General features: G+C 43.7%; 24 protein-coding genes. 22 read left to right on the forward strand and 2 right to left on the reverse strand.

The window, feature by feature from the left end; genetic code table 11:
• Window positions 1-28 precede the first annotated feature (28 nt).
• Entirely contained in the window at window positions 29-814 is a 786-nt protein-coding gene (locus NSU11_RS07670) for a sirohydrochlorin chelatase (RefSeq protein WP_149126679.1), read from the forward strand.
• The gene (locus tag NSU11_RS07675; protein WP_149126678.1) at window positions 795-1,298 is read left to right on the forward strand and encodes a bifunctional precorrin-2 dehydrogenase/sirohydrochlorin ferrochelatase; all 504 of its coding nucleotides are present in this window, start codon (window positions 795-797) and stop codon (window positions 1,296-1,298) included. The genes NSU11_RS07670 and NSU11_RS07675 overlap by 20 nt, the downstream gene beginning before the upstream one ends.
• A 34-nt stretch (window positions 1,299-1,332) precedes the next feature.
• Here NSU11_RS07675 and NSU11_RS07680 read toward each other — a convergent pair whose 3' ends face one another.
• Window positions 1,333-3,042: an NFACT RNA binding domain-containing protein gene (locus tag NSU11_RS07680; RefSeq protein ID WP_024426952.1), complete on the reverse strand. Its 1,710-nt coding sequence runs from the start codon at window positions 3,040-3,042 to the stop codon at window positions 1,333-1,335.
• A 164-nt stretch (window positions 3,043-3,206) separates the two neighbouring features.
• On the opposite strand from NSU11_RS07680, the gene NSU11_RS07685 reads away from it, so the two are divergent.
• From NSU11_RS07685 to spoVM, 17 genes are all read left to right on the forward strand, one after another.
• On the forward strand, window positions 3,207-5,882 hold the full coding sequence (locus tag NSU11_RS07685) for a calcium-translocating P-type ATPase, SERCA-type (protein WP_149126677.1): 2,676 nt from the start codon (window positions 3,207-3,209) through the stop codon (window positions 5,880-5,882).
• 83 nt (window positions 5,883-5,965) lie between these two features.
• Complete coding sequence (locus NSU11_RS07690) at window positions 5,966-6,841, forward strand: YicC/YloC family endoribonuclease (RefSeq protein WP_034281735.1); 876 nt, start codon at window positions 5,966-5,968, stop codon at window positions 6,839-6,841.
• A gap of 76 nt (window positions 6,842-6,917) precedes the next feature.
• Window positions 6,918-7,187, forward strand: a complete 270-nt coding sequence (gene remA / locus NSU11_RS07695; protein ID WP_008344898.1) for an extracellular matrix/biofilm regulator RemA — start codon at window positions 6,918-6,920, stop codon at window positions 7,185-7,187.
• Window positions 7,188-7,196: 9 nt separating this feature from the next.
• Window positions 7,197-7,811, forward strand: coding sequence for a guanylate kinase (gene gmk, locus NSU11_RS07700; RefSeq protein ID WP_149126676.1), 615 nt, complete (start codon window positions 7,197-7,199; stop codon window positions 7,809-7,811).
• A 3-nt stretch (window positions 7,812-7,814) separates the two neighbouring features.
• Window positions 7,815-8,018: a DNA-directed RNA polymerase subunit omega gene (gene rpoZ, locus NSU11_RS07705; protein WP_003211647.1), complete on the forward strand. Its 204-nt coding sequence runs from the start codon at window positions 7,815-7,817 to the stop codon at window positions 8,016-8,018.
• Between the two features lie 117 nt (window positions 8,019-8,135).
• The gene (coaBC, locus tag NSU11_RS07710) at window positions 8,136-9,353 is read left to right on the forward strand and encodes a bifunctional phosphopantothenoylcysteine decarboxylase/phosphopantothenate--cysteine ligase CoaBC (RefSeq protein WP_149126675.1); all 1,218 of its coding nucleotides are present in this window, start codon (window positions 8,136-8,138) and stop codon (window positions 9,351-9,353) included.
• Window positions 9,350-11,758, forward strand: coding sequence for a primosomal protein N' (priA, locus tag NSU11_RS07715; protein WP_087978869.1), 2,409 nt, complete (start codon window positions 9,350-9,352; stop codon window positions 11,756-11,758). Before coaBC ends, priA begins: the two co-directional genes overlap by 4 nt.
• 15 nt (window positions 11,759-11,773) lie before the next feature.
• Window positions 11,774-12,256 (forward strand): peptide deformylase, encoded by a 483-nt coding sequence (def, locus tag NSU11_RS07720; protein WP_025092560.1) that lies wholly within the window; start codon window positions 11,774-11,776, stop codon window positions 12,254-12,256.
• 5 nt (window positions 12,257-12,261) lie between these two features.
• A complete protein-coding gene (gene fmt / locus NSU11_RS07725) occupies window positions 12,262-13,215 on the forward strand; it encodes a methionyl-tRNA formyltransferase (protein WP_087975456.1) in 954 nt (317 codons plus the stop codon).
• A complete protein-coding gene (gene rsmB / locus NSU11_RS07730) occupies window positions 13,202-14,545 on the forward strand; it encodes a 16S rRNA (cytosine(967)-C(5))-methyltransferase RsmB (RefSeq protein WP_149126673.1) in 1,344 nt (447 codons plus the stop codon). Before fmt ends, rsmB begins: the two co-directional genes overlap by 14 nt.
• A gap of 3 nt (window positions 14,546-14,548) precedes the next feature.
• A complete protein-coding gene (rlmN, locus tag NSU11_RS07735; protein WP_149126672.1) occupies window positions 14,549-15,631 on the forward strand; it encodes a 23S rRNA (adenine(2503)-C(2))-methyltransferase RlmN in 1,083 nt (360 codons plus the stop codon).
• A gap of 3 nt (window positions 15,632-15,634) precedes the next feature.
• Complete coding sequence (locus NSU11_RS07740; protein ID WP_029706534.1) at window positions 15,635-16,405, forward strand: Stp1/IreP family PP2C-type Ser/Thr phosphatase; 771 nt, start codon at window positions 15,635-15,637, stop codon at window positions 16,403-16,405.
• A complete protein-coding gene (pknB, locus tag NSU11_RS07745) occupies window positions 16,399-18,354 on the forward strand; it encodes a Stk1 family PASTA domain-containing Ser/Thr kinase (protein ID WP_024426959.1) in 1,956 nt (651 codons plus the stop codon). The genes NSU11_RS07740 and pknB overlap by 7 nt, the downstream gene beginning before the upstream one ends.
• 12 nt (window positions 18,355-18,366) lie before the next feature.
• The gene (gene rsgA / locus NSU11_RS07750; protein ID WP_024424205.1) at window positions 18,367-19,263 is read left to right on the forward strand and encodes a ribosome small subunit-dependent GTPase A; all 897 of its coding nucleotides are present in this window, start codon (window positions 18,367-18,369) and stop codon (window positions 19,261-19,263) included.
• A gap of 3 nt (window positions 19,264-19,266) precedes the next feature.
• Window positions 19,267-19,917 carry a ribulose-phosphate 3-epimerase gene (rpe, locus tag NSU11_RS07755; RefSeq protein ID WP_216100355.1) on the forward strand — a complete coding sequence of 217 codons (651 nt, stop codon included), beginning with the start codon at window positions 19,267-19,269 and terminating at the stop codon, window positions 19,915-19,917.
• Between the two features lie 60 nt (window positions 19,918-19,977).
• Window positions 19,978-20,622, forward strand: coding sequence for a thiamine diphosphokinase (locus NSU11_RS07760; RefSeq protein ID WP_103132554.1), 645 nt, complete (start codon window positions 19,978-19,980; stop codon window positions 20,620-20,622).
• A gap of 71 nt (window positions 20,623-20,693) precedes the next feature.
• A complete protein-coding gene (spoVM, locus tag NSU11_RS07765; RefSeq protein ID WP_008354550.1) occupies window positions 20,694-20,774 on the forward strand; it encodes a stage V sporulation protein SpoVM in 81 nt (26 codons plus the stop codon).
• Between the two features lie 69 nt (window positions 20,775-20,843).
• Here spoVM and rpmB read toward each other — a convergent pair whose 3' ends face one another.
• Window positions 20,844-21,032 (reverse strand): 50S ribosomal protein L28, encoded by a 189-nt coding sequence (gene rpmB / locus NSU11_RS07770; protein WP_003212514.1) that lies wholly within the window; start codon window positions 21,030-21,032, stop codon window positions 20,844-20,846.
• Between the two features lie 271 nt (window positions 21,033-21,303).
• Here rpmB and NSU11_RS07775 point away from each other — a divergent pair, with 271 nt between their 5' ends.
• The 3 genes from NSU11_RS07775 (at window position 21,304) to sdaAB (ending at window position 24,166) form a co-directional block, all read left to right on the forward strand.
• Window positions 21,304-21,666, forward strand: coding sequence for an Asp23/Gls24 family envelope stress response protein (locus tag NSU11_RS07775; RefSeq protein ID WP_008344871.1), 363 nt, complete (start codon window positions 21,304-21,306; stop codon window positions 21,664-21,666).
• A gap of 15 nt (window positions 21,667-21,681) precedes the next feature.
• On the forward strand, window positions 21,682-23,355 hold the full coding sequence (locus tag NSU11_RS07780) for a DAK2 domain-containing protein (RefSeq protein ID WP_342493870.1): 1,674 nt from the start codon (window positions 21,682-21,684) through the stop codon (window positions 23,353-23,355).
• A 148-nt stretch (window positions 23,356-23,503) separates the two neighbouring features.
• Window positions 23,504-24,166, forward strand: coding sequence for an L-serine ammonia-lyase, iron-sulfur-dependent subunit beta (gene sdaAB / locus NSU11_RS07785; RefSeq protein WP_024424201.1), 663 nt, complete (start codon window positions 23,504-23,506; stop codon window positions 24,164-24,166).
• Window positions 24,167-24,186 lie beyond the last annotated feature (20 nt).

Here is a 24,186-nt window from a genome sequence, read left to right on the forward strand (position 1 = left end):
ATGAAAACAAGTGAGAGGGAGGAGCCGCATGAAACAAGCTGTCCTTTATGTTGGGCATGGAAGCAGGGTGAAAGAAGCACAAGATAAGGCCATTTCTTTTATGAAAAGCTGTATGCCGTTAGTGAAAGCAGATATACAAGAAATTTGTTTTTTAGAGCTGACGGACCCTTCTATAGAAGAAGGATTTGAGGCCTGTGTGAAAAAAGGAGCGACACACATTGCAATCGTCCCGCTCCTCCTTTTGACTGCCATGCATGCCAAATCGGATATCCCGGTCGAAATTGAGAAAGTGCGTGCGCGTTTCCCGCAAGTGAAGGTCACATATGGAAAGCCGATCGGGGTGAATCAAGAAGTAACAAAAGCGGTTGCCGCAAGAATTAAAGAAGCAGGATATCAAGGCGAGCGCGCGCGGATTCTTTTAATTGGCCGCGGGAGTTCTGATCCGGATGTGAAGCGAGATGTGTTTGGCATTGCAGACGATGTCCGAAGCCTGCTTCCGCATGCAGAGGTTCTTCCGTGTTTTATTACAGCATGTGAGCCAAATTATCGAGATGTTCTCGCGCAGTTATCAGAAGATGACGATGGGCCTGTTTATATCGTTCCTTACTTACTGTTTACGGGGATTTTAATGAAAGAAATTGAAAGTGAAGCCGCTCAGGCGAGAAAGCGGCTGAAAGATGTCCGGGTATGCCGGTATATTGGCTTTCATCCGCATGTCAAAGCGGCTTATATTGAACGCGTGCAAGAAACCATTTTAAACAAAGACGATGCGTTTCGTTTCCGAGGAGAAAGCCATGCTTCCAGTCCATCTTGATTTAACCAATAAACAAGTGGTCATCGCCGGCGGCGGATCTGTTGCATTAAGAAGAGCAAAGACATTGTGTACGGAGCCTTGCCATCTAACTGTTGTGAGTCCTGATCTTTCTGAAGAGATGGCGTGCCTCATTGATACATACGCATTGAATTGGAAGGAAAAGAAGGTGGGCGCTGAAGATTTGAAGGATGCGTTTTTCATTGTAGCTGCTACAAACGACCCTTCGGTAAATGAATGGATTGCACAAACAGCACAGCCTCACCAGCTCGTGAATTGTGTGAGCCAATCTGAGCTCGGCAATGTGATGGTGCCGAAGGTTGTCAAAGCAGGAAAAGTGACGATTTCAGTCTCTACAAGCGGTGCTAGCCCCGCCCGGACAAAACAGCTGGCTGCGGCAATTGAATCCTTGCTTGAAGAAGAGGATATTGACGCACTTGATGCCCTTTACATCGAAAGAAAAAAACGACAAAGAAAAAGCCGATAAAATCCTTACAGGAGATTTTATCGGCTTCTTTTATTTATTTTCTTAGCTTGAGCACAAGATCTTCGTCAGGTGTGACAAATAATGTTTGCTGCTGATCATACGTAACAAAGCCTGGCTTTGCTCCGTTTGGTTTTTTCACATGCCGGATTTTTGTATAGTCGACAGGTACGGAGCTGGACTCTTTTGCCTTTGAAAAATAGGCGGCAATTTGAGCCGCTTCAAGCAGCGTTTGTTCATCAGGTGCTTGGTGACGGATGACGACATGTGACCCAGGAATATCCTTTGTATGCAGCCAAATATCATCACGAGCAGCTGCCTTTGTAGTCAAATACTCGTTTTGTTTGTTGTTTTTTCCGACTAAAATTGGTATGCCTTGGGATGATTCATACGTTTCGAGCTGAATAGCAGCCGGTTTTTTCTTTTTGGCGAGACGCTTTTGTTTGGCGCGCAAATATTTTCCTTCAACAAGCTCTTCTCTCATTTCCTCTAAATCCTTCGGTGAAGCAGAGGACAGCTGCTGAATCAGCTCTTCAAAATAAGCAATTTCTTCATGTGTCCGCTTAATTTGTTCATTTACAGCTTCTACAGCATTTTTTGCCTTTTGATATTTTGTAAAATATGCCTGGGCATTTTCAGAAGGGGTTTTGTTTGTTTTGAGCGGAATCGTGATTTCTCCGCCGTCTTCATCGTAATAATTGATGACAGTCGCTTCTTTATCCCCTTTTTTAATCGCATATAAATTGGCTGTTAACAGCTCACCATAGAGCTGATATTTGTGTGCATCTTGAGATTCTTCAAGGGTTCTTTTTAGCTTTTTCAGCTTGTTTTCATTTTTCTTTTTTTCATTTACGACAAACCGTTCAAGGTCCGCTGCCTGCTGTTTGACTCTATCTCTCTCAGCTTTTCCAAAATAAAAGCGGTCAAGCAGCTGGCTGAGTGAGTCGAATGTCTTCATCTCGCCATGGACATGCTGAAGCTCTAATAAATAGAAATACTCTTTTCCGTCTTTTCTTGTGAGCTGCGGTGTAAAAGAATGCATGCGAATGAGCTGGAACATGTCGAGCAGTGTATTTGGAATCGTTTCTTGATTGGCAAGACCGGCCCGGTGTACAACTTCCTTTGCAAACAGCGGGGAAACCCCAGAGAAGGTATCGACAATTTGATTTGCGATCTTTCCTTCTTGAAAGCGTAAATGCTTCAAAATATCATCCTTTGTCACGTCAAAAGGATTCAATTTTTGCTGCGCAGGCGGCAGAAGGTATTCGTGACCAGGAAGCACCGTTCGATAGCTGTTCACAGATGGAGAAAGGTGTTTCAAACCATCAATGATCTGCTGCGTTCCATCCTCTACCAGAATGAAATTACTATGACGTCCCATGATTTCAATGTAAAGCTTACGCGTCTGCTCATCGCCAATTTCATTTCTGCTTCTTACATGAAGCACGATCACCCGATCAAATCCAATCTGTTCAAAACGTTCAATGAAGCCGCCCTCAAGATGCTTTCTGAGGAGCATACAAAACATTGGCGGCTCGCTTGGATTGTCGTATTGATGCTCAGTGAGCTGCACTCTCGCATAGCTCGGATGGGCCGATAAAAGGAGCTTATGATTTTTCCCGTTTGCCCGAATATGAAAAATCAGCTCGTGCTTATATGGCTGATGGATTTTAGAAATCCTCCCGCCAGTTAATGTCTCTTGCAATTCATTTGTCATACCATATGTAAAAATGCCGTCAAATGACATGTTGGATACACCCTCTTCTTTCGCACAAATCTACTGAAAGAACTTCCGTTTACTCGTTCTTTAGGCAGTCTTATTATTATAGCATGATTTAGGACGAGTCTGAATAAACTGGCTTATAGAACACTGCATATGAGAGAGAACAAAAGAGGAGTGGACGAGGTCAAATGAATTGGCATGAACTGAACCAAACCGATTTATTAAAAACCATGAATACATCGATAGGTGACGGACTGTCAGAAAAAGATGTACAAAAGCGGCTTGAAAAACACGGGCCAAATGAATTGCAGGAAGGAAAAAAGGCGTCGGCTCTGATCATTTTTTTAGCACAGTTTAAAGATTTCATGGTGTTAATCTTGCTTGCAGCAACAATCATTTCTGCCTTTTTAGGAGAATACATTGATGCTGTTGCGATTGTAGCCATTGTTTTGATTAATGGTGTACTCGGCTTTTATCAAGAGCGCCGGGCGGAAAAATCCCTTCAAGCGTTAAAAGAATTATCAACTCCGCATGTATATGCAAGGAGAAATAATGAATGGGTCAAGATCCCGTCTAAACATCTCGTGCCAGGGGATATTGTGAAATTTTCAAGCGGAGACCGGATTGGGGCAGATATTAGATTACTAGAAACAAAGAGCTTAGAAATTGAGGAGTCCGCTCTCACTGGCGAGTCTATCCCAGCGGTCAAACACGCAAGTCCTCTTTCAAGCAGCCATGTCTCACTTGGAGATTTGACGAACATGGCCTTTATGGGGACGCTGGTTACTAGAGGAAGCGGCGTAGGGGTTGTCATTGGTACAGGAATGAATACGGCAATGGGACAAATTGCCGGTATGCTGGATGCAGCAGGTAATATGGAAACGCCGCTGCAAAGGCGTCTCGAGCAGCTCGGGAAAATTCTGATTGTGGCTGCTCTATTTTTAACGGTGCTCGTAGTGGTTCTCGGTGTTGTGCAAGGACATGAATTGTATCATATGTTCCTAGCGGGAGTATCTCTTGCTGTTGCGGCAATTCCAGAAGGACTGCCGGCGATCGTCACTGTTGCACTTTCCCTAGGAGTGCAGCGGATGATCAAACAAAAATCGATTGTCAGAAAGCTCCCGGCTGTGGAAACACTCGGCTGCGCGTCAATCATTTGCTCAGATAAAACAGGAACGATGACGCAAAATAAAATGACCGTGACCCATGTATGGGCAGAGGGGAAAACGTGGAATATTTCTGGCACAGGCTACGAGCCATCCGGTGACTTTACCTTAAACGGAGAAATCGTCCATGCCGACAAGCACCCAAGCCTGCAAAAGGTGTTATTATACGGGGCGCTTTGTAATACATCGACCATCGTTGAAAAAGATGGAGAGATGAGGCTTGATGGCGATCCGACAGAGGGAGCGCTTCTTACCGCAGCACGTAAAGCGGGTTTTACAGAGCAATTCATTGAAGCTGGATTTCATGTCATTGAGGAGTTTCCTTTTGACTCAGAAAGAAAGATGATGTCAGTCGTCGTTGAAACGAATCAAAAAGAGCGGTATGTCATTGCAAAAGGTGCGCCGGATGTACTAATGAACCGTTCAAGTCATATCATGCACGGCGGACGCACAGCTTCTTTTTCAGCGACTCACAGGCAAGAAGCAGAAGCTGCGATTCAAGGGTTGGCAAGACAGGCGCTTAGAACCATTGCCATTGCGTATAAAAAAGTCGGTCTGACAGAAAAAATCACCTCTGTAAAGCAGGCTGAAACCGATTTAACATTTATCGGGTTAGAGGGTATGATCGATCCACCGCGTCCTGAAGTCAGACGAGCGATTAAAGAGTGCCGGGATGCCGGGATTAAAACGGTCATGATTACAGGCGACCACGTAGAAACGGCCAAAGCGATCGCCAAAGACTTGAGCCTTTTACCGAAGCAAGGACAGGTGCTCGACGGGAAAGCGCTTGATCAGATGAACGACAAAGAGCTTGAGCAAACAGCTGAAAATGTATACGTCTTTGCCCGGGTTTCCCCTGAGCATAAACTGAGAATTGTCAAAGCCTATCAAAAAAATGGGCATGTTGTGGCGATGACAGGTGATGGGGTCAATGATGCGCCTGCCATTAAACAAGCTGATATCGGCATCTCCATGGGCATCACTGGAACAGACGTAGCCAAAGAAGCGTCTTCTCTTATTTTACTTGATGACAACTTTGCGACCATAAAATCCGCCATTAAAGAGGGCCGGAATATTTATGAAAACATTCGTAAGTTTGTCCGTTATTTGCTGGCATCAAATGTCGGAGAAATTTTGGTCATGCTGTTTGCGATGCTCCTCGCGCTGCCGCTGCCGCTCGTTCCTATACAAATCTTATGGGTAAACCTTGTCACAGATGGTCTGCCGGCTATGGCACTTGGCATGGATAAGCCAGAAGGCGATGTCATGAAGAGAAAGCCGCGGAATGTGAAAGAGGGCATTTTTGCTAGAGGGCTTGGCTGGAAGGTCATTTCAAGAGGCTTCCTCATCGGACTTGCGACCCTTTTGGCATTTATATTTGTGTATCACCGCGATCCAAACAACCTGCAATATGCACAGACTGTTGCATTTAGTACGCTTGTTTTGGCGCAGCTCATTCATGTATTTGACTGCCGCAGTGAACGGTCCATTTTTGAACGTAACCCATTTGGGAACCTTTATTTGATCGGTGCGGTTTTGTCATCACTTTTGCTCATGCTTGTGGTCATTTATTACCCGCCGCTTCAGCCGATTTTCAAAACGGTCGCGGTTGCACCAATTGATTGGCTGCTAATCATCGGGATGTCTGCACTGCCAACTTTTTTACTGGCAGGATCACTTTTGACAAGAAAAAAATAATTGATTATGGTATAATTTTGAGGTAATAGTGTCTGCTATTACCTTTTTCATTTTATTAATATGAAAGAATTGGGTGTTTTAACATGATACGCAGTATGACGGGATTCGGCCAAGCGAGTAAAACGGATGGAGAACTGACAGTGTCAGTTGAGCTAAAATCGGTCAATCACCGTTTTAAAGAGGTTCATGCCCGTTTGCCGAGGCCGCTTTTATATTTCGAAGATACATTAAAAAAGATCATTCTTCGTCACGTGCAGCGCGGTAGAATTGAGCTGTTTGTCACGATTGAAGGCGGTAAACTAGCAAGCCGGTCCTTACAGATCGACTGGCCGCTGCTTGATGAATACATGAAAGCCGCAAAAGACCTCGAGGAACGCTATCACATTTCAGGCATTCAGCATGCACATGACTTATTGGGGCTGGAGCTTGCCGTTCAGGTGGAAGAGTCAGCCAGCCGAAATGAACAGTTAGAGCAGCTGCTGATGGAAGCTTGCGAGGCTGCTGTCAAGGAGCTTTGCTTCATGAGAGAGCAAGAGGGAGCATCCCTTCAAAAAGACTGTGAACTGAGGCTTTCTGAACTAGAGGCCTATACAGAAGAAATCAAAGTCTTTGCACCAGAGGTTGTGAGTCAGTACAAAGAACGATTGAATCAGCGATTGCAAGAATGGATCGGAGAGGCGCTTGACGAGAGCAGACTGACTACAGAGGCAGCCATCTTTGCTGACCGGTGTGACATTACAGAAGAGATTACGAGATTAAAAAGTCATTTTCAGCAGTTTCAGCAAATCTTGCTGCAAGGCGGTGCTGCCGGCCGAAAACTTGACTTCCTTGTACAGGAGCTCAACCGTGAAGTGAACACCATTGGATCAAAAGCGAACCATCACCATTTAACAAAGCTGGTGGTTGAAATGAAAAGTGCTATTGAAAAAATAAAAGAACAAGTGCAAAATATAGAATAGTCATTGTGTATGCTGTTTACAGTGCGTCTCTTTCGGCGAGACTAGAGACGTTTATATTACAGGGGGACGAAAGAAGATGACCATAAAGTTGATCAATATCGGATTTGGAAACATCATTTCAGCGAATCGGATGATTTCGATCGTCAGTCCGGAATCAGCACCGATTAAACGAATGATACAAGACGCAAGAGATCGAGGCATGCTCATAGATGCTACATACGGAAGAAGAACCCGTGCTGTTGTCATTATGGACAGTGACCATGTCATCTTATCTGCCGTTCAGCCTGAGACTGTCGCGCAAAGACTTTCTGTAAAAGAAGAAATCATAGATGAAGGGCAGGGGTAATACGCCATTATGAAAGAAAGAGGACTTTTAATCGTTCTCTCTGGACCTTCGGGAGTTGGAAAAGGAACGGTCAGACAAGCCATTTTCTCCCAGGAAGATACGAGATTTGAATACTCTATTTCTGTGACGACACGCAAACCGCGTGAAGGTGAAAGAAATGGTGTCGATTATTTCTTTAAAACCAGGGAAGAATTTGAACATATGATTGAAAACAAAAAGCTGTTAGAATGGGCAGAGTACGTCGGGAATTACTACGGAACGCCTGTTGACTATGTAGAACAGACATTAAGCGAAGGAAAAGATGTTTTCCTTGAAATTGAAGTGCAAGGTGCACTTCAAGTAAGAGAAGCATTCCCGGAAGGTCTTTTTATTTTCCTTGCACCGCCTAGCCTTTCAGAACTTCAAAACCGCATCATTACACGCGGTACAGAGTCTGAAGAGCTCATTCGAAACCGAATGGCCGCTGCGAAAGAAGAAATTGAAATGATGGATGCTTACGACTATGTCGTTGAAAACGATGATGTCGAGCTGGCTTGTGAAAGAATCAAAGCGATCGTCCTTGCAGAACACCTGCGCAGAGACAGAGTCGCACCGAGATATAAAAAAATGCTGGGGGTAGAATAAACCATGTTAGATCCTTCAATTGACTCATTGATGAACAAACTTGATTCAAAATATACACTTGTAACAGTGTCTGCACGCCGTGCACGTGAAATGCAGATCCACCAAGATCAGCAGATTGAAAACACAAAGTCTTACAAATTCGTAGGCAAAGCACTAGAAGAAATCGACGCTGGTCTTTTGACATTTGAAAAAGAGGATCAAGAATAACACATCGCTTCTGCAATGCAGATACGATACGTTCAAAAAAGTCAAAACTATGATTGGTTTTGACTTTTTTGAATTGTAGACGAATTTGTGAAAAAGGCCGTTAAGGGGGACAAACAAATGTTACAGTCAAAAAATATTTTGCTCGGTGTCAGCGGAGGAATCGCCGTATATAAAGCAGCAGCACTTACTAGTAAACTCGTACAAGCAGGCGCAAATGTCAGAGTGATTATGACGGAATCTGCTCGTGAGTTTGTGTCTCCGCTAACCTTCCAAGCTCTGTCTCGGCATGAGGTATATGTAGATACATTCAAAGAAAACAATCCAAGAGTCATTGCGCATATTGACGTAGCTGACTGGGCCGATCTCATTCTTGTTGCCCCTGCAACAGCACATACGATTGGTAAAATGGCCGCTGGACTTGCAGATGATATGCTGACGACGACTTTGCTTGCTTCAACAGCGCCTGTATGGATCGCTCCAGCGATGAATGTGCATATGTACGATCACCCGGCTGTGAAACGGAACATTCGCACATTATATGAAGACGGCTACCGGTTTATTGAGCCAAGTGAAGGTTATTTAGCCTGCGGATACATTGGAAAAGGGCGATTAGAGGAGCCTGAAAAAATTGTTGAACACATCCGTGCTTTTTTTGATGAGCCAAAAAGCTTACCGCTCTCAGGAAAAAAAGTCGTGGTGACAGCTGGTCCTACACGTGAAGTCATCGATCCTGTCCGATTCTTTACAAATCATTCTAGTGGAAAAATGGGCTATGCGATCGCAGAGGCTGCTCAGCAAATGGGGGCAGATGTTACGCTGATTTCTGGACCTGTTTCTTTAACTGAACCTGACCATGTACATGTAGTGCACGTTGAATCAGCTGAAGATATGTATCAAGCTGCGCTAGATGTATACGGAGAAGCTGATCTTGTCATAAAATCAGCAGCTGTCGCCGATTACACCCCTGTCACGACATATGCTCATAAAATGAAAAAACAGGACGGCACACTGGACATTGAATTCACCCGGACAAAAGATATTTTAAAAGAGCTGGGGAAAAGAAAAGAGCATCAAGTGCTGATCGGATTTGCAGCTGAAACGCAGGATGTAGAATATTATGCGAAAAAGAAAATTGAATCCAAGCATCTAGATATGATTGTGGCCAATAACGTCACTAAAGAAGGTGCAGGATTTGGCACAGATACAAATGTGGCAGCGATCATCAAAGCAGATGGAACGAAAAAAGAGCTGCCGATGATGAGCAAAAAAGACCTCGCTTTTGAAATTTTAAAGGAGGCAATACAGCTGCTTCCAGAAGAGCGTGATCGCGCATGATTGCTGAAGTCATTGTAGATGTCACAACGAAAGCCATTGACCGGCCATTTGATTACCGTGTACCAGATCGATTCAAAGATCTCGTCAAAGCGGGAATGAGGGTGGTCGTTCCCTTTGGCCCGCGGAAGATTCAAGGGTTTGTGACAAAAGTCAAAGAGGAAACAGACATCAAGACAGGAAGCATCAAAGAGATAGTCGATTTATTTGATTTATCACCTGTTCTGACAGATGAGCTGCTGGAGCTTTCCCACTGGCTGACGGAAAAAACATTGTCCTATCATATTACGGCACTTCAATCGATGCTGCCCGCAGCCATGAAGGCAAAGTATGAAAAAGAAATACAGGTGCTATCAGAGGAAGAACTTCCGCAGTCATTGAAAGAGCTTTTCGGTCAGCGAGAGAGCATTCTTTATGCTGACATCCCGGCTGAACAATTAAAACAGATTCAAAAGCATGTCCAAAAAGGTCATCTAGAGGTGAGATACCATGTCTCGCAAAAATCTGGAAAGAAAAAGGTCCGCATGCTCCAGTTGGCTGTATCGAAAGAAAAACTTGAAGAAAAGCAGCAGCAGCTAAAGAAAAATGCGGTAAAACAAAAGGCACTGATCTCTTACTTGCTTCAAGCGGGAGAGACAACCTTTTTAGCGAAAGACTTGCAGCAGCAAACAGGCGCGAGTTCTCAAACGCTTAAAACCTTTATTCAAGAAGGGCTGTTAACAGAAAGCTATGAAGAGGTCTACCGGGATCCTTACCGTGACCGGGAGTTTACACCATCTGCATCACTTGATCTCACGCCTGAGCAAAGAGAGGCGGCAAAACATATTCATCAAGCGGTCAGTGAGGATCAGCACGAAACCTTTTTGCTGCACGGAGTGACAGGAAGCGGCAAAACGGAGATTTACTTGCAGACAATTGATCATGTTCTTCAAAAAGGGAAAGAAGCGATCGTTTTAGTTCCTGAAATTTCATTAACCCCTCAAATGGTGCAGCGATTTAAAGAACGATTTGGCTCAAATGTGGCTGTTCTTCACAGCGGCTTATCGACAGGAGAAAAATATGATGAATGGCGGAAGATTCATCGCAAGGAAGTCAAGCTTGTCGTTGGCGCAAGATCTGCTGTTTTCGCTCCATTTGAAAATTTAGGCATGATTATTATAGATGAAGAGCACGAATCCTCTTATAAACAAGAAGAAATGCCTCGTTACCATGCCAAGGATGTCGCCATTGAACGAGCAGTGCGGCATCAATGTCCAGTCGTATTAGGCAGTGCAACACCTTCACTTGAAACCTATGCACGTGCGAAAAAAGGCGTTTATACATTGCTGTCGCTCAAGCACCGCGTCAACCAGCAGCAGCTGCCGCACGTTTCGTTAATTGATATGAGAGAAGAATTAAGAAATGGCAACCGCTCCATGTTCTCAGAAGAATTAATGATCAGGTTAAAGGAAGTGCTTGAAAGAAAAGAACAAGCCGTTTTATTTCTGAACAAAAGAGGCTATTCATCTTTTGTGATGTGCCGTGATTGCGGATATGTGGAGCAATGTCCTCATTGCGAAATTTCTCTCACCTATCACCGCTATCAAAAACGGCTGAAGTGCCATTATTGTGGTCACGAAGCTCCAGTACCTTCTGAATGTCCAGAATGTCACAGTGAGCATATTCGCTACTTTGGGACTGGCACGCAGCGAGTAGAAGAGGAACTGACAAAGGTGTTGCCTGAGGCGCGTGTGATCCGAATGGATGTGGATACAACGTCTCGTAAAGGTGCTCACGAAAAGCTTCTTACGTCTTTTGGCAATAAAGAAGCGGACATTTTGCTCGGGACGCAGATGATTGCAAAGGGGCTGGATTTCCCAGATGTCACACTTGTTGGTGTTCTCAGTGCGGATACATCCCTTCACATCCCTGATTTTCGTTCAAGTGAAAAAACATTTCAGCTTCTCACGCAGGTCAGCGGCAGGGCAGGGCGCCATGAAAAAGCGGGCTCGGTTATTATTCAATCGTATACACCTTCTCACTATAGTATTGAATTAACGAAGCAGCATGACTACGAAGCCTTTTATGAACAGGAGATGCTGCATCGCCGCCACCAGTCCTATCCGCCTTATTACTTTTTGGCGATGGTGACAGTGTCACACGAAGAAGTGACGAAGGCAGCGCATGTTACTGACCAAATTGTCCAGTTCCTAAAAATGAACTGTGCACCGAATACTCGAATCCTTGGTCCAGCGGCATCGCCAATCGCTAAGATCAAAGATAGATATCGGTATCAATGCGTGATAAAATACAAAAGGGAAAATGAACTGGCAAGTTTACTACGGAAAATACAAGACCATTATCAAAAGGAAATGGAACAAAAACAATTGATGATTTCAATAGATATGAATCCATATATGATGATGTAAAACGGAGGGCTGTAAGTGGCAGTAAAACCAATAGTCATACATCCGGCAGAAGTGCTTGAACAAAAGACAGAGCGCGTCGAGACGTTCGATAAAAAGCTTAAAAAACTGCTGGATGATATGTATGATACAATGCTTGAGCTGGATGGAGTTGGACTAGCAGCACCACAAATCGGTATTTCAAAAAGAATCGCTGTTGTAGATATCGGAGAAGAATCTGGCAGAATTGACTTAGTGAACCCCGAGGTGCTTGAAGTAGAAGGAAGCCAGACAGATATTGAAGGCTGCCTGAGCTTTCCATCTTTATACGGCACTGTAGAGAGACCGAACTATGTGAAGGTAAAAGCCTTTGATAAGAAAGGTAAACCATTTACAATAGAAGCAGACGGATTTTTAGCAAGAGCTTTATTGCACGAAATTGATCATTTAGACGGCATTTTATTTACGTCAAAAATCATTGAAACGTATACAGAAAAAGAACTTGCGGAAATGGAAGGGTGAAGAAAATGGCACGTATCGTATTTATGGGAACCCCTGATTTCTCAGTACCTGTGCTGCAAACACTGATAACAGAAGGATACGAAGTGGTAGGGGTTGTCACGCAGCCAGACCGCCCAAAAGGAAGAAAACGAGTGCTCACACCGCCTCCTGTAAAAGTGGAAGCCTTAAAGCACGGCATTCCTGTGTTGCAGCCTGAAAAGGTGCGCCTTGATGAAGAAATTGATAAGGTGCTTGCATTACAGCCGGATTTAATCGTCACAGCGGCATTTGGACAAATCTTACCAAAGCGATTACTCGATGAACCTAAGTTTGGCTGTATCAATGTTCATGCCTCGCTCCTGCCAGAACTAAGAGGCGGCGCGCCGATCCATTATGCGATCCTTCAAGGCAAAAAGAAAACAGGCGTTACCATCATGTACATGGTGGAAAGACTTGATGCAGGTGACATGATCAGTAAAGTAGAAGTAGAAATCGATGAATTAGACAATGTCGGAACATTGCATGATAAATTAAGTGCAGCTGGTGCCGCGCTGCTAAAAGATACGGTGCCAAATGTTCTAAGCGGGTCTATTTCTCCAATTCCGCAAAATGAAGAAGCGGCCACATACGCACCAAATATTAAGCGGGAGCAAGAAAGATTAGACTGGACAAAAACCGGTGAAGAGCTTTACAACCAAGTTCGCGGGCTAAATCCTTGGCCAGTTGCCTATACTGAATGGAACGGCGCTCATCTAAAAGTATGGGAAGCGAAAAAGGTTCCGCTTCAAGCGCAAGAAGAACCTGGGAAAGTGATTGAGCTTCAAAAAGAAGGTCCGGTCATTGCAACGGGTAATGAGCAAGGCCTTTTATTAACAGGTGTGCAGCCAGCTGGTAAGAAAAAAATGAGCGGCGAAGACTTCTTAAGAGGCGCAAATATCGAAATTGGACAGAAATTAGGGCTAATGAATGAAGAAAAGTAATGTGAGAGAAGTAGCGCTGGACGCTTTAATCAAACTCGAACAAAATCAAGCTTACAGTAATTTGCTGTTGCAGTCAGTCATGAAAGATAAAGACTTAGCTGATCAGGACAAACCGCTGTTAACAGAGCTTGTATATGGTACACTGCAAAATAAGCTGGCATTAGATTATATGCTGATGCCCTTTGTGAAAAAACCGCAAAAGGTCGCTCCATGGGTGATGCAGCTTTTGCGGATGTCTCTTTATCAAATGGTGTATCTTGAAAAAATACCAGATCGTGCAGCCATTCATGAAGCTGTCGAGCTAACGAAAAAGCGCGGGCACAAAGGCATTTCTTCACTTGTGAACGGTGTTCTTCGTTCCGTGCAAAGAGAAGGCGTTCCGTCATTTGATGCGATCAAAGATCCCGTAAAGCGGCTGTCCATTGAGACAAGCCACCCATTATGGCTTGTGCAGGAGTGGGTTCAGGCGTACGGGTTTGAAGCGGCAGAAAGCATGTGCCGCATTCATTTAGTTCCGCCAAAGCAAACCCTTCGTGTCAATCGAATGAAAACTGACCGCATGGCACTGCAGCAAAAACTAATGGATGCAGGCATTGAAACGGAGCTTGGCGACTTATCTGAAGATGCACTTAAGCTCATGAAAGGGTCCATCGTCTCAACCCCTTCTTTTCAAGAAGGCTATGTGACGATACAAGATGAAAGCTCGATGCTTGTCGCAAGAGCGCTCGACCCACAGCCGGGAGAAACGGTGCTTGACGCCTGTGCGGCTCCTGGCGGAAAATCAACACATATTGCAGAACGTATGAACGATGAGGGCAAAATTGTTTCTCTTGATTTACATGAACACAAAGTGAAACTCATCAAACAAGCAGCAAAACGTCTGAACCTTACTCACATTGAGGCAAAAGCACTTGATGCAAGGAAAGCGGCAGACTATTACAGCGAAGCTTCGTTTGACCGTATTCTCATTGATGCACCGTGTTCCGGTTTTGGCGTCATTAGACGCAAACCAGATATGAAATATACAAAGTCACAAGAAGACTCAGCAAGGCTTGCAGCTATCCAGCAGGCCATTTTAAAGGAAGCGGCCCCGCTTTTAAAACCGGGCGGAACCCTTGTATACAGTACATGTACAATGGACCCAACAGAAAATCAACAAGTGATTCATGCGTTTTTACAAGAACACCAAGACTTCGAACCCGATCTATCTCTTAATGAACGGCTGCCTGAGCAGGTTGCTCCGTTTGTTCAAAACGGAAGTGTACAAATCCTTCCTCATTATTTCGGAACAGATGGTTTCTTTATTTGCAGCATGAGAAAGAAGGGATAAAAAATGACAGAACAAAAAGTAAGAAAAGAACTGAAGACAGAAATGCCGTCGATCTACTCATTTGAGCTTCACGAAATGAAAGAATGGTTAAAAGAACAAGGCGAAAAGCCTTTCCGCGCAGCCCAAATTTTCGAGTGGCTTTATGAGAAACGTGTGACATCCTTTGACGATATGTCTAACCTTTCAAAGGAATTAAGAGAAAAATTAAAAAATCAATTTGCGATCACCACATTAAAAACTGTGATCAAACAAACGTCTCAAGACGGAACGATCAAGTTTTTATTTGAATTACATGATGGCTATACGATTGAAACAGTACTGATGCGCCACGAATACGGCAACTCTGTCTGTGTCACAACTCAGGTTGGCTGCCGAATCGGCTGTACATTCTGTGCATCTACACTTGGCGGGTTAAAACGAAACCTTGAAGCAGGAGAAATCGTTGCTCAAGTATTGAAAGTGCAGCAGGCACTTGACGAAACAGATGAGAGAGTCAGCTCGGTTGTCATCATGGGAATTGGCGAACCGTTTGATAACTTTGACGAAATGCTTGCCTTCCTTAAAATCATCAACCATGACAACGGCTTAAACATTGGCGCGCGTCATATTACAGTGTCGACAAGCGGAATCATTCCAAAGATCTATCAATTCGCTGATGAGCAAATGCAAATCAATTTTGCTGTCTCTCTGCATGCACCGAACACAGAGATCAGAAGCCGTCTGATGCCGATCAATAAAGCATATAAGCTGCCGAAATTAATGGAAGCCATTGAATACTACATTCAAAAAACGGGTAGACGTGTCAGCTTTGAATACGGCCTGTTTGGCGGAGTAAATGATCAAGTGCATCATGCAGAAGAGCTTGCAGACTTATTAAAAGGAATCAAGTGCCACGTGAACCTCATTCCGGTGAACTATGTACCGGAAAGGGATTATGTAAGAACACCGAGAGAACAAATCTTCCTATTTGAAAAAACGCTGAAAGAACGCGGCGTAAACGTAACAATTAGACGAGAGCAAGGCCATGACATTGATGCTGCTTGCGGTCAGCTAAGAGCGAAGGAGCGTCAGGAAGAGACGAGGTGACGAATGTTGATAAGGGCAGCCTTTCAAACCGATACAGGAAAAGTCCGTCAGCATAATGAAGATGATGCAGGTATTTTTGAAGCAAAAGAAGACACCCTTCTAGCTGTTGTAGCAGATGGAATGGGAGGTCATCTTGCTGGTGATGTCGCCAGCAGGATGGCCGTCTCTTCTTTAAAAGAATACTGGGAAGAAACATCTTCAATTCCAGCAAAACCAGCAGAGCAAGAAAGCTGGTTAATCTCAAAAATAAGTGACATTAATGATCAAGTATATGAACATGCGAAAAACAATGAGGAGTGCCAAGGAATGGGGACAACCATTGTTTGTGCGCTCGTTCATTTGCAAACGGTCACAATTGCCCATATTGGCGACAGCCGCTGCTACTTGCTAAGAGAAGGAGCACTGACCCAGCTAACAGATGACCATTCACTTGTAAATGAGCTTGTGAAAACAGGTGAAATTTCTAAAGAGGATGCAGAATATCATCCAAGAAAAAATGTGCTTACGAAAGCATTAGGAACAGATAAACACGTTCAAATCGATGCACATACCTTTGAAGTGGACCCAGGAGATCAAATCCTGCTTTGCTCAGATGGTTTATCAAATAAAGTAGAAGAAGAGAATTTGATTCATATTTTAAACCAAACGACCGCACCAGATGAAAAAGTAACAGCATTAATCCAAACAGCGAATGACAACGGCGGTGAAGATAACATTACAGCAGTATTGTTAGAAATCTCCTCCCAGCCAGAGGAGGGTGACAGCAAGTGTTGATCGGAAAACGGATCAGCGGCCGTTATCAGATTCTTCGCGTCATAGGCGGAGGCGGAATGGCAAACGTTTATTTGGCGGAGGATATGATTTTAGATCGCGAAGTCGCGATTAAAATTTTGCGCTTTGACTTTGCAAGCGATGATGATTTTATTAGACGTTTCCGGCGCGAGGCGCAGTCAGCCGCAAGTTTAGATCATTCAAATATTGTCAGCATCTACGATGTAGGGGAAGAAGATGACATTTATTATATTGTCATGGAATATGTCGAGGGGATGACGCTGAAAGAATACATACATGCCAATGGCCCGCTTCATCCGAAAGAAGCCGTTCGCATTATGGAGCAAGTGGTTGCGGCAATGGAAGAAGCCCATGCAAAGCAGCTCGTCCACCGGGACATTAAGCCTCACAATATATTAATAGACAACATGGGGAATATTAAAGTCACTGATTTTGGGATTGCCATTGCACTCAGCTCAGCGACCATCACCCACACAAATTCGGTTCTAGGATCGGTGCACTATTTGTCTCCAGAGCAAGCCCGCGGAGGTCTTGCGACGAAAAAGTCAGACATCTATTCACTTGGAATTGTGCTCTATGAACTCATTTCTGGACGCATGCCATTTGAAGGGGAATCAGCTGTCAGTGTTGCGCTGAAGCATTTGCAATCAGAGCCGCCATCTGTAAGAAGGTGGAATCCTTCTGTTCCACAAAGCGTGGAAAACATCATTTTAAAGGCAATGGCCAAAGATCCATTTTATCGATATGAAGATGCATCTGAAATGCAAAAAGATCTGCAAACTGCTTTCGACCCTTCAAGACTAAAAGAAAAACGCTTTGTCATTGAAGAGGATCATGAAGCAACGAAAGCGATCCCAATCATTCAAGATCATCAAGTCGATCAAGACAATGAAAAAACAGCTGTCCATCCGGTGCAAAAACCGAAGAAAAAAGAGAAACAAAAGCCGAAAAAGAAACGAAAAAAATGGCCTTGGGTTGTGGCATCCATCCTGTTTATTCTAACTGCTGCGACCATTTTAGCCATCACTGTGTTTCCCGGACTGCTCTTTCCAAAAGATGTTGAGGTCTCTGATGTATCTGGCATGACGATTGAAAAAGCAGAGGACACCTTGAAGAAAGCCGGCTTTACCGTTGCCTCTGAACCAATTGAGATCGCTGATGAAAAAATTGAAAAAGGGCTTGTCGTCAAAACAGACCCGAAAATCGGCACAAAGGTAAAAGAAGGAACCGAGATTCAGCTTTACCAAAGTACTGGCAAAGAAAAGACCGAATTACCTGATGTAACAGGTGAAAAGGTCGATAAAGCAAAAGAATTATTAGAGAAAAAAGGGTTTAAGCAAGTTGTTGTAGAGGAAGTAAATGATAATGACACCGAATCTGGGATTGTCATGGAACAGAAACCTTCAGCGAGTACTGAGCTTGTGGCAGCAGATGAAGAAGTGACGTTGACGGTCAGCATAGGTCCTGCCGATATTACTTTGCGGGATTTAACGACATATAGTAAACAGGCTGCATCGAATTATTTAGAGGATAACGGATTAAAGCTTGATGAAAAAGAAGCGTATTCTGATGATGTACCAAAAGGTGAGGTCATGAAGCAGGAGCCAGGAGCAGGTACTGCTGTGAAACCAGGGGATACGGTTAAGATCACCTTCTCACTCGGACCGAAGAAAAAACCGGCTAAAACGGTAACTGAGAAGATTGCCATCCCGTATGAGCCAGTCACTGAAGGGCAAGAGATGACCGTTCAGATTTCCATTGACGATGCTGAGCATAGCATTTCTGATTCATATGAAACCTTTAACATCACTGCACCAACTGAACGGACCATTAAATTTAAGATTGAACCAGGTCAAAAAGGGTACTATCAAGTGACGGTTGATGATAAAGTCGTAAGCTCTAAAACAATCGAATACCCTGACGATGAATAAAGGAGGGACTTTATGCCTGAGGGCAAAATTATTAAAGCATTAAGCGGATTTTATTATGTGCTCGATGAGTCTCTAGAAAGTGGAAAAGTGATTCAGTGCAGAGCGAGAGGCATTTTTCGAAAAAACAAAATCACACCTCTAGTTGGAGATTATGTCGTATATCAAGCGGATAACGATAAAGAAGGCTATTTATTAGAAGTAAAAGAGCGGACAAACGAACTTGTTCGTCCGCCTATTAGTAACGTCGATCAAGCGGTGCTCGTTTTCTCTGCGACAGAACCGACCTTTAGCACATCGCTTTTAGACAGATTTTTAGTGCTGGTGGAAGCAAATGATATTAAGCCGATAATCTGTATCACAAAAATGGACTTATTGAAAACAGATGAAGAGCGTGAAAGTATTCAAGGCTATGCAGAGGACTATCGGCAAATTGGATATGATGTTCATGTAACATCCACGATCGAGGGAGACGGAATTGAAAAGCTGACCCCGCATTTTCACAATAAAATCACTGTATTTGCCGGTCAGTCTGGTGTAGGTAAGTCCTCTCTTTTAAATGCGATGAGTCCTGATTTGGCGCTGAAAACCAATGATATTTCCTCTCATCTTGGAAGGGGGAAGCATACGACAAGACATGTCGAACTCATTCGTACAGCAGAAGGGCTCATTGCAGATACACCTGGCTTTAGCTCGCTCGAATTTACCGGCATTGAAGCGGAAGATTTAGGCCTTTACTTTTTAGAAATCAAAGAGCGGAGTGCAGATTGTAAGTTTAGAGGCTGTCTGCACGTGAAAGAGCCTGGCTGTGCGGTAAAAGGCGCGGTCGAACAAGAGCAAATCAGAGCGTATCGCTATCAGCATTATTTAGAGTTTTTAACTGAAATCAAAGACAGAAAGCCGAGGTACTAACTCATGGTTTATATTGCCCCTTCCATTTTATCAGCAGATTTCGCCAATTTGGAGAAAGATATCCGTGATGTGGAACAAGGCGGAGCAGATTACATTCATATCGACGTGATGGACGGCCATTTTGTACCGAATATTACATTTGGTCCGAATGTTGTGGAAGCAATCAGACCGCATACAAAGCTGCCGCTCGATGTTCACTTAATGATTGAGCAGCCAGACCGGTATATTCCTGCATTCGCAAAAGCAGGTGCTGATATTATTTCTGTCCATGTAGAAGCTTGTCCGCACTTGCACCGCACGATACAGCACATAAAAGAACAAGGTGTAAAAGCAGGTGTCGTCTTGAACCCGCACACTCCTGTTTCTCAGATTGAGCATGTATTAGAGGATGTAGACCTTGTCTTATTCATGACGGTGAATCCTGGTTTTGGCGGACAGGCGTTCATTCCCTCTGTCCTCACGAAGGTAAAAGAAGTGAAGACCCTTAGCGAACAAAAGGGCTTATCAGACTTACTCATAGAAATAGACGGCGGTGTCAATGTAGAGACTGCAAAGAGCTGTAAAGAGGCGGGCGCTAACTTACTTGTGGCCGGCTCAGCGGTATACGGTAAAAACAACCGTGCAGCCGCCATTCAGGCCATTCGAGAAGCGTAAAAAAAGGAACCAAAGTCACTCTGATCTTTGGTTCTTTTTACATGGAGAGGAGCGTATATCATGCACATACATATCGTAGCCGGCGGTCCTTTTGAATACATCCCGCCCCTTGAACGGGAAGCATCGCAGGACGATATTCTCTGGGTCGGTGTAGACCGGGGGACGCTTTTTTTACTAGAGCACGGCATCATGCCTGCCAAGGCTTTTGGTGATTTTGACAGTGTGACAGAAGAAGAGCTTTGTGAGCTGAAGAAGAAATTGCCTGCCTTGAATGTATTTCAGGCTGAAAAGGATGAAACCGATTTAGAGCTTGCGCTGAACTGGGCCATGCGCCAGCACCCAGCGCATATTCACATCTACGGCATTACAGGAGGAAGGGCTGATCACTTTCTAGGAAATATTCACCTTCTATATCAAGGCATTCAGCACAAGCAGAACATCACTCTTGTAGATAAGCAAAATATCATTCAAATGTTTGGACCTGGTACATACGAAATAAAAGAAGACCCTGATAAAAAATATGTGTCGTTTCTGCCCTTTGGTACATCGGTTGAAAAGCTGACATTAAAAGGTTTCAAATATCCTCTGAAAAATTGTCATATTGAGCCTGGTTCCACACTATGTATTAGTAACGAACTCATCCACTCAAATGGTACTTTTTCTTTTCATGAAGGCATATTAATAATGGTAAGAAGCAAAGATTGACCAACCTATCAATGTGGATGGCTGATTAAGCTCAATTGTGCTGCAAGCGGTACTTTTAGGAGGGGGACAAAATGAAATTTTATACAATCAAACTGCCTAGATTTCTTGGCGGCATTGTCCGTGCGATGCTTGGTTCATTTAAAAAAGATTAATGAGTAATCTCCTTTATTTCCACATAAAAACGCCTGCTACAGTTTATTGTAGCAGGCGTTTACTCTTGCTTATACACGCTCAACTTTACCAGATTTCAAAGCTCGAGCTGATACATATACTCTTTTAGGCTTACCGTCCACTAGAATACGAACTTTTTGAAGGTTCGCGCCCCATGTACGTTTTGTAGAGTTCATTGCGTGAGAACGGTTGTTCCCAGCTTTTGTTTTTCTGCCTGTAATAACGCATTTACGTGCCATTTGTTTCCCTCCTAACTGCGAAAACATCATCATATTCTTCATATACGTACTTAGAGATGCCTCAAGATACTTTAATAATTTACCACAGCTTCAAGGGGTTTGCAAGGATTGTTTACTCCTCTTTCAAGAAAAATACCTTGACATCTTGATAAAAAATCAAGGCTATAGTATAAGTAGGATTGGGTCGGATTGAATGATTTCTTTTAAAAAGAAGGGTCTTATAGTAAAATAGTGATAACTCAGGGCAATTTCTCAAAAAGGGGGAACCAATGTGTCCATTGAACTTAGAACGAAATACGGACAAATTGATATATCAAATGAAGTCATTGCAATGGTGGCAGGAGGCGCTGCGATCGATTGCTATGGTATTGTTGGCATGGCGTCCAAAAATCAAATCAAGGACGGCTTGACGGATATTCTCCGCAAAGAGAACTTCAGCCGGGGTGTTCTTGTGCGTCAAAAAGAAGACCGCATTCATATTGATATGTACATCATCGTCAGCTACGGTACAAAAATATCAGAAGTCGCACATAATGTTCAAACGAAAGTCAAATACACGATTCATCACACAATTGGACTTTCTGTTGACTCGGTCAACATTTATGTACAAGGAGTAAAAGTTACGAACCCGTAGTAAGGAGGAAATATATTGTCTATTAGAAATCTTGATGGCCGCTCATTTGCAAAAATGATTCTTGCAGGTGCTCACCATCTTTCTCAAAACGCACAAATTGTTGATGCGTTAAATGTTTTTCCAGTGCCAGATGGAGACACGGGGACAAATATGAATTTGTCGATGACTTCAGGGGCAAAAGCAGTTGAAGAAACAAATACCGATCATATTGGGAAGGTCGGCGTGGCCCTCTCGAAAGGGTTATTGATGGGCGCAAGAGGAAACTCAGGCGTGATCCTGTCACAGCTCTTCAGAGGTTTCAGTAAACATATTGAACAAAAAGAAACGATTGATGCAAAAGAATTTGCTCTTGCCTTACAGGCGGGTGTTGATACAGCATATAAAGCCGTGATGAAACCGATTGAAGGAACGATCTTAACAGTTGCAAAGGATGCAGCAAAGAAAGCGGTTGCTGTTTCAGCAGCAGAGGATCAAATTGACCGCGTTTTAGAGTTAACGATTGAGGAAGCAAGAGCATCACTTGATCGAACGCCAGATCTGCTTCCTGTCTTAAAAGAAGTGGGTGTTGTCGATAGTGGAGGTAAAGGACTTCTATGCGTATATGAAGGTTTCCTTGCTTCATTAAGAGGAGAAGAGCTTCCTCCTAAAGCGGCTTCTTTACCTACGCTAAAAGAACTCGTTAGTGCTGAGCATCATAAAAGTGCGCAAAGCCATATGAACACAGAAGATATCGAATTTGGCTACTGTACTGAATTTATGGTGAAATTTGAAGAAGACAAACAGTCCTTTGATGAGAATGCCTTCAGAGAAGACTTAAGTGAATTCGGAGATTCACTTCTTGTGGTGTCTGACGATACACTGGCGAAAGTTCATATTCATGCAGAGCAGCCAGGAGATGTCTTATCCTATGCACAGCGCTACGGCAGCTTAATTAATATGAAAATAGAAAACATGAGAGAGCAGCATAGCTCAATCGTGAACGAAGAAAGAGAACATGTGCCTGCTGCACCAAAAGCACCTGCTGCTGAAAAACAGCGCTTTGGCGTCGTCAGTGTCGCAATGGGGGAAGGAATTGCTGACTTGTTCAAAAGCATCGGAGCTTCCGTCGTCATTGAAGGCGGACAGACGATGAATCCGAGCACAGAAGACATTGTCACAGCAATAGAAAGCGTACATGCCGAAACCGTCTTTATCTTACCTAATAATTCTAATATTGTCATGGCAGCTAAACAGGCGGCAACTGTCTCAAACCGTGAGGTCGTTGTCATTCCGACGAAGACCGTTCCTCAAGGAATGTCGGCACTTCTTTCTCTCAATGAAGCAGCTTCAAATGAAGACAACGAAAGAGCGATGCTAGAAGCGATTGACCATGTGAAAAGCGGGCAAATTACCTTTGCAGTGAGAGATACTCAAATTGATGGCATCGACATTGCCAAAGGTGACTATATGGGTCTGTTCAACGGAAAAATCACGTTAACAGCGAAAAATCAATTAGATGCAGCAAAAGAACTTCTCACCAAAATGGTGTCAGAAGATGATGAGATCGTCACAATCATTAAAGGGGAAGATGCACCATCTGATGAGCTGGATGCACTGCAAGCCTTTATTGAAGAAACATTTGAAGATGTAGAAGTTGAAGTCCACGATGGAAAACAGCCGCTTTATTCATATATTTTGGCGGTTGAATAACGAAAGAAGGGCAAATAAAGCCCTTCTTCTTCTTTTGCAATTTTTTACTAGCCATTCCACGGTGAAATGAGTTGCGGGAAACGAATGAATCCATTAGTCTAAAGAAAGAACCAAACCATACGCGAGTGGTGATGAGAGGGGAAGACCTATGAAATTTAGAAGTGTGTTTGATATTATTGGACCTGTCATGATTGGGCCATCAAGTTCGCACACAGCGGGTGCGGCTCGTATAGGGAGAGTAGCTCGCAGCTTATTTGGAAGAGAACCGAAGCGAATTGTCGTTTCATTTTATGGTTCTTTTAAAGATACGTATAAAGGACACGGTACAGATGTCGCCATTATTGGCGGTGTTCTTGACTTTGATACATTTGATGAACGAATCAAAACAGCGATCGATATTGCAAAAAGCAAAGAGATCGACATTGAATTTAAAGAAGAAGAGGCGGTGCCGGCGCATCCGAATACAGCAAAAGTAGAGATTTCAGATGCGAACGGAAGCCTTGAATTAATCGGGATTTCCATCGGCGGAGGGAAAATAGAAATAACAGAATTAAATGGCTTTGAGCTCAGGCTTTCAGGGAATCATCCTGCCATTCTTGTGGTTCATAACGATCGCTACGGGACGATTGCGGCAGTTGCTAATGTCCTAGCGAAATTCGCCATCAACATCGGTCATATGGAAGTGGCGCGTAAAGATGTCGGGCAAGAGGCACTGATGACGATTGAAGTTGATCAAAATATTGACCCAGCTGTCCTATCAGAGCTTGAAACGCTGCCAAACATTATTCAAGTCACACAAATTGCAGAGTAACAACAAGGAGGTTATGAATG

The organism is Bacillus sp. FSL R5-0712 (genome assembly GCF_038593285.1).
In the GTDB taxonomy this organism is placed as follows: Bacteria; Bacillota; Bacilli; order Bacillales; family Bacillaceae; genus Bacillus; species Bacillus safensis.

What these genes read in the sequence shown, in the direction of transcription:
- NSU11_RS07670 (WP_149126679.1), top strand. Translation starts at nt 29, where the DNA reads ATGAAACAAGCTGTCCTTTATGTTGGGCATGGAAGCAGGGTGAAAGAA.
- NSU11_RS07675 (WP_149126678.1), top strand. Translation starts at nt 795, where the DNA reads ATGCTTCCAGTCCATCTTGATTTAACCAATAAACAAGTGGTCATCGCC.
- NSU11_RS07680 (WP_024426952.1), bottom strand. Translation starts at nt 3,042, where the DNA reads ATGTCATTTGACGGCATTTTTACATATGGTATGACAAATGAATTGCAA.
- NSU11_RS07685 (WP_149126677.1), top strand. Translation starts at nt 3,207, where the DNA reads ATGAATTGGCATGAACTGAACCAAACCGATTTATTAAAAACCATGAAT.
- NSU11_RS07690 (WP_034281735.1), top strand. Translation starts at nt 5,966, where the DNA reads ATGATACGCAGTATGACGGGATTCGGCCAAGCGAGTAAAACGGATGGA.
- remA (WP_008344898.1), top strand. Translation starts at nt 6,918, where the DNA reads ATGACCATAAAGTTGATCAATATCGGATTTGGAAACATCATTTCAGCG.
- gmk (WP_149126676.1), top strand. Translation starts at nt 7,197, where the DNA reads ATGAAAGAAAGAGGACTTTTAATCGTTCTCTCTGGACCTTCGGGAGTT.
- rpoZ (WP_003211647.1), top strand. Translation starts at nt 7,815, where the DNA reads ATGTTAGATCCTTCAATTGACTCATTGATGAACAAACTTGATTCAAAA.
- coaBC (WP_149126675.1), top strand. Translation starts at nt 8,136, where the DNA reads ATGTTACAGTCAAAAAATATTTTGCTCGGTGTCAGCGGAGGAATCGCC.
- priA (WP_087978869.1), top strand. Translation starts at nt 9,350, where the DNA reads ATGATTGCTGAAGTCATTGTAGATGTCACAACGAAAGCCATTGACCGG.
- fmt (WP_087975456.1), top strand. Translation starts at nt 12,262, where the DNA reads ATGGCACGTATCGTATTTATGGGAACCCCTGATTTCTCAGTACCTGTG.
- rsmB (WP_149126673.1), top strand. Translation starts at nt 13,202, where the DNA reads ATGAAGAAAAGTAATGTGAGAGAAGTAGCGCTGGACGCTTTAATCAAA.
- rlmN (WP_149126672.1), top strand. Translation starts at nt 14,549, where the DNA reads ATGACAGAACAAAAAGTAAGAAAAGAACTGAAGACAGAAATGCCGTCG.
- NSU11_RS07740 (WP_029706534.1), top strand. Translation starts at nt 15,635, where the DNA reads ATGTTGATAAGGGCAGCCTTTCAAACCGATACAGGAAAAGTCCGTCAG.
- rsgA (WP_024424205.1), top strand. Translation starts at nt 18,367, where the DNA reads ATGCCTGAGGGCAAAATTATTAAAGCATTAAGCGGATTTTATTATGTG.
- rpe (WP_216100355.1), top strand. Translation starts at nt 19,267, where the DNA reads ATGGTTTATATTGCCCCTTCCATTTTATCAGCAGATTTCGCCAATTTG.
- NSU11_RS07760 (WP_103132554.1), top strand. Translation starts at nt 19,978, where the DNA reads ATGCACATACATATCGTAGCCGGCGGTCCTTTTGAATACATCCCGCCC.
- spoVM (WP_008354550.1), top strand. Translation starts at nt 20,694, where the DNA reads ATGAAATTTTATACAATCAAACTGCCTAGATTTCTTGGCGGCATTGTC.
- rpmB (WP_003212514.1), bottom strand. Translation starts at nt 21,032, where the DNA reads ATGGCACGTAAATGCGTTATTACAGGCAGAAAAACAAAAGCTGGGAAC.
- sdaAB (WP_024424201.1), top strand. Translation starts at nt 23,504, where the DNA reads ATGAAATTTAGAAGTGTGTTTGATATTATTGGACCTGTCATGATTGGG.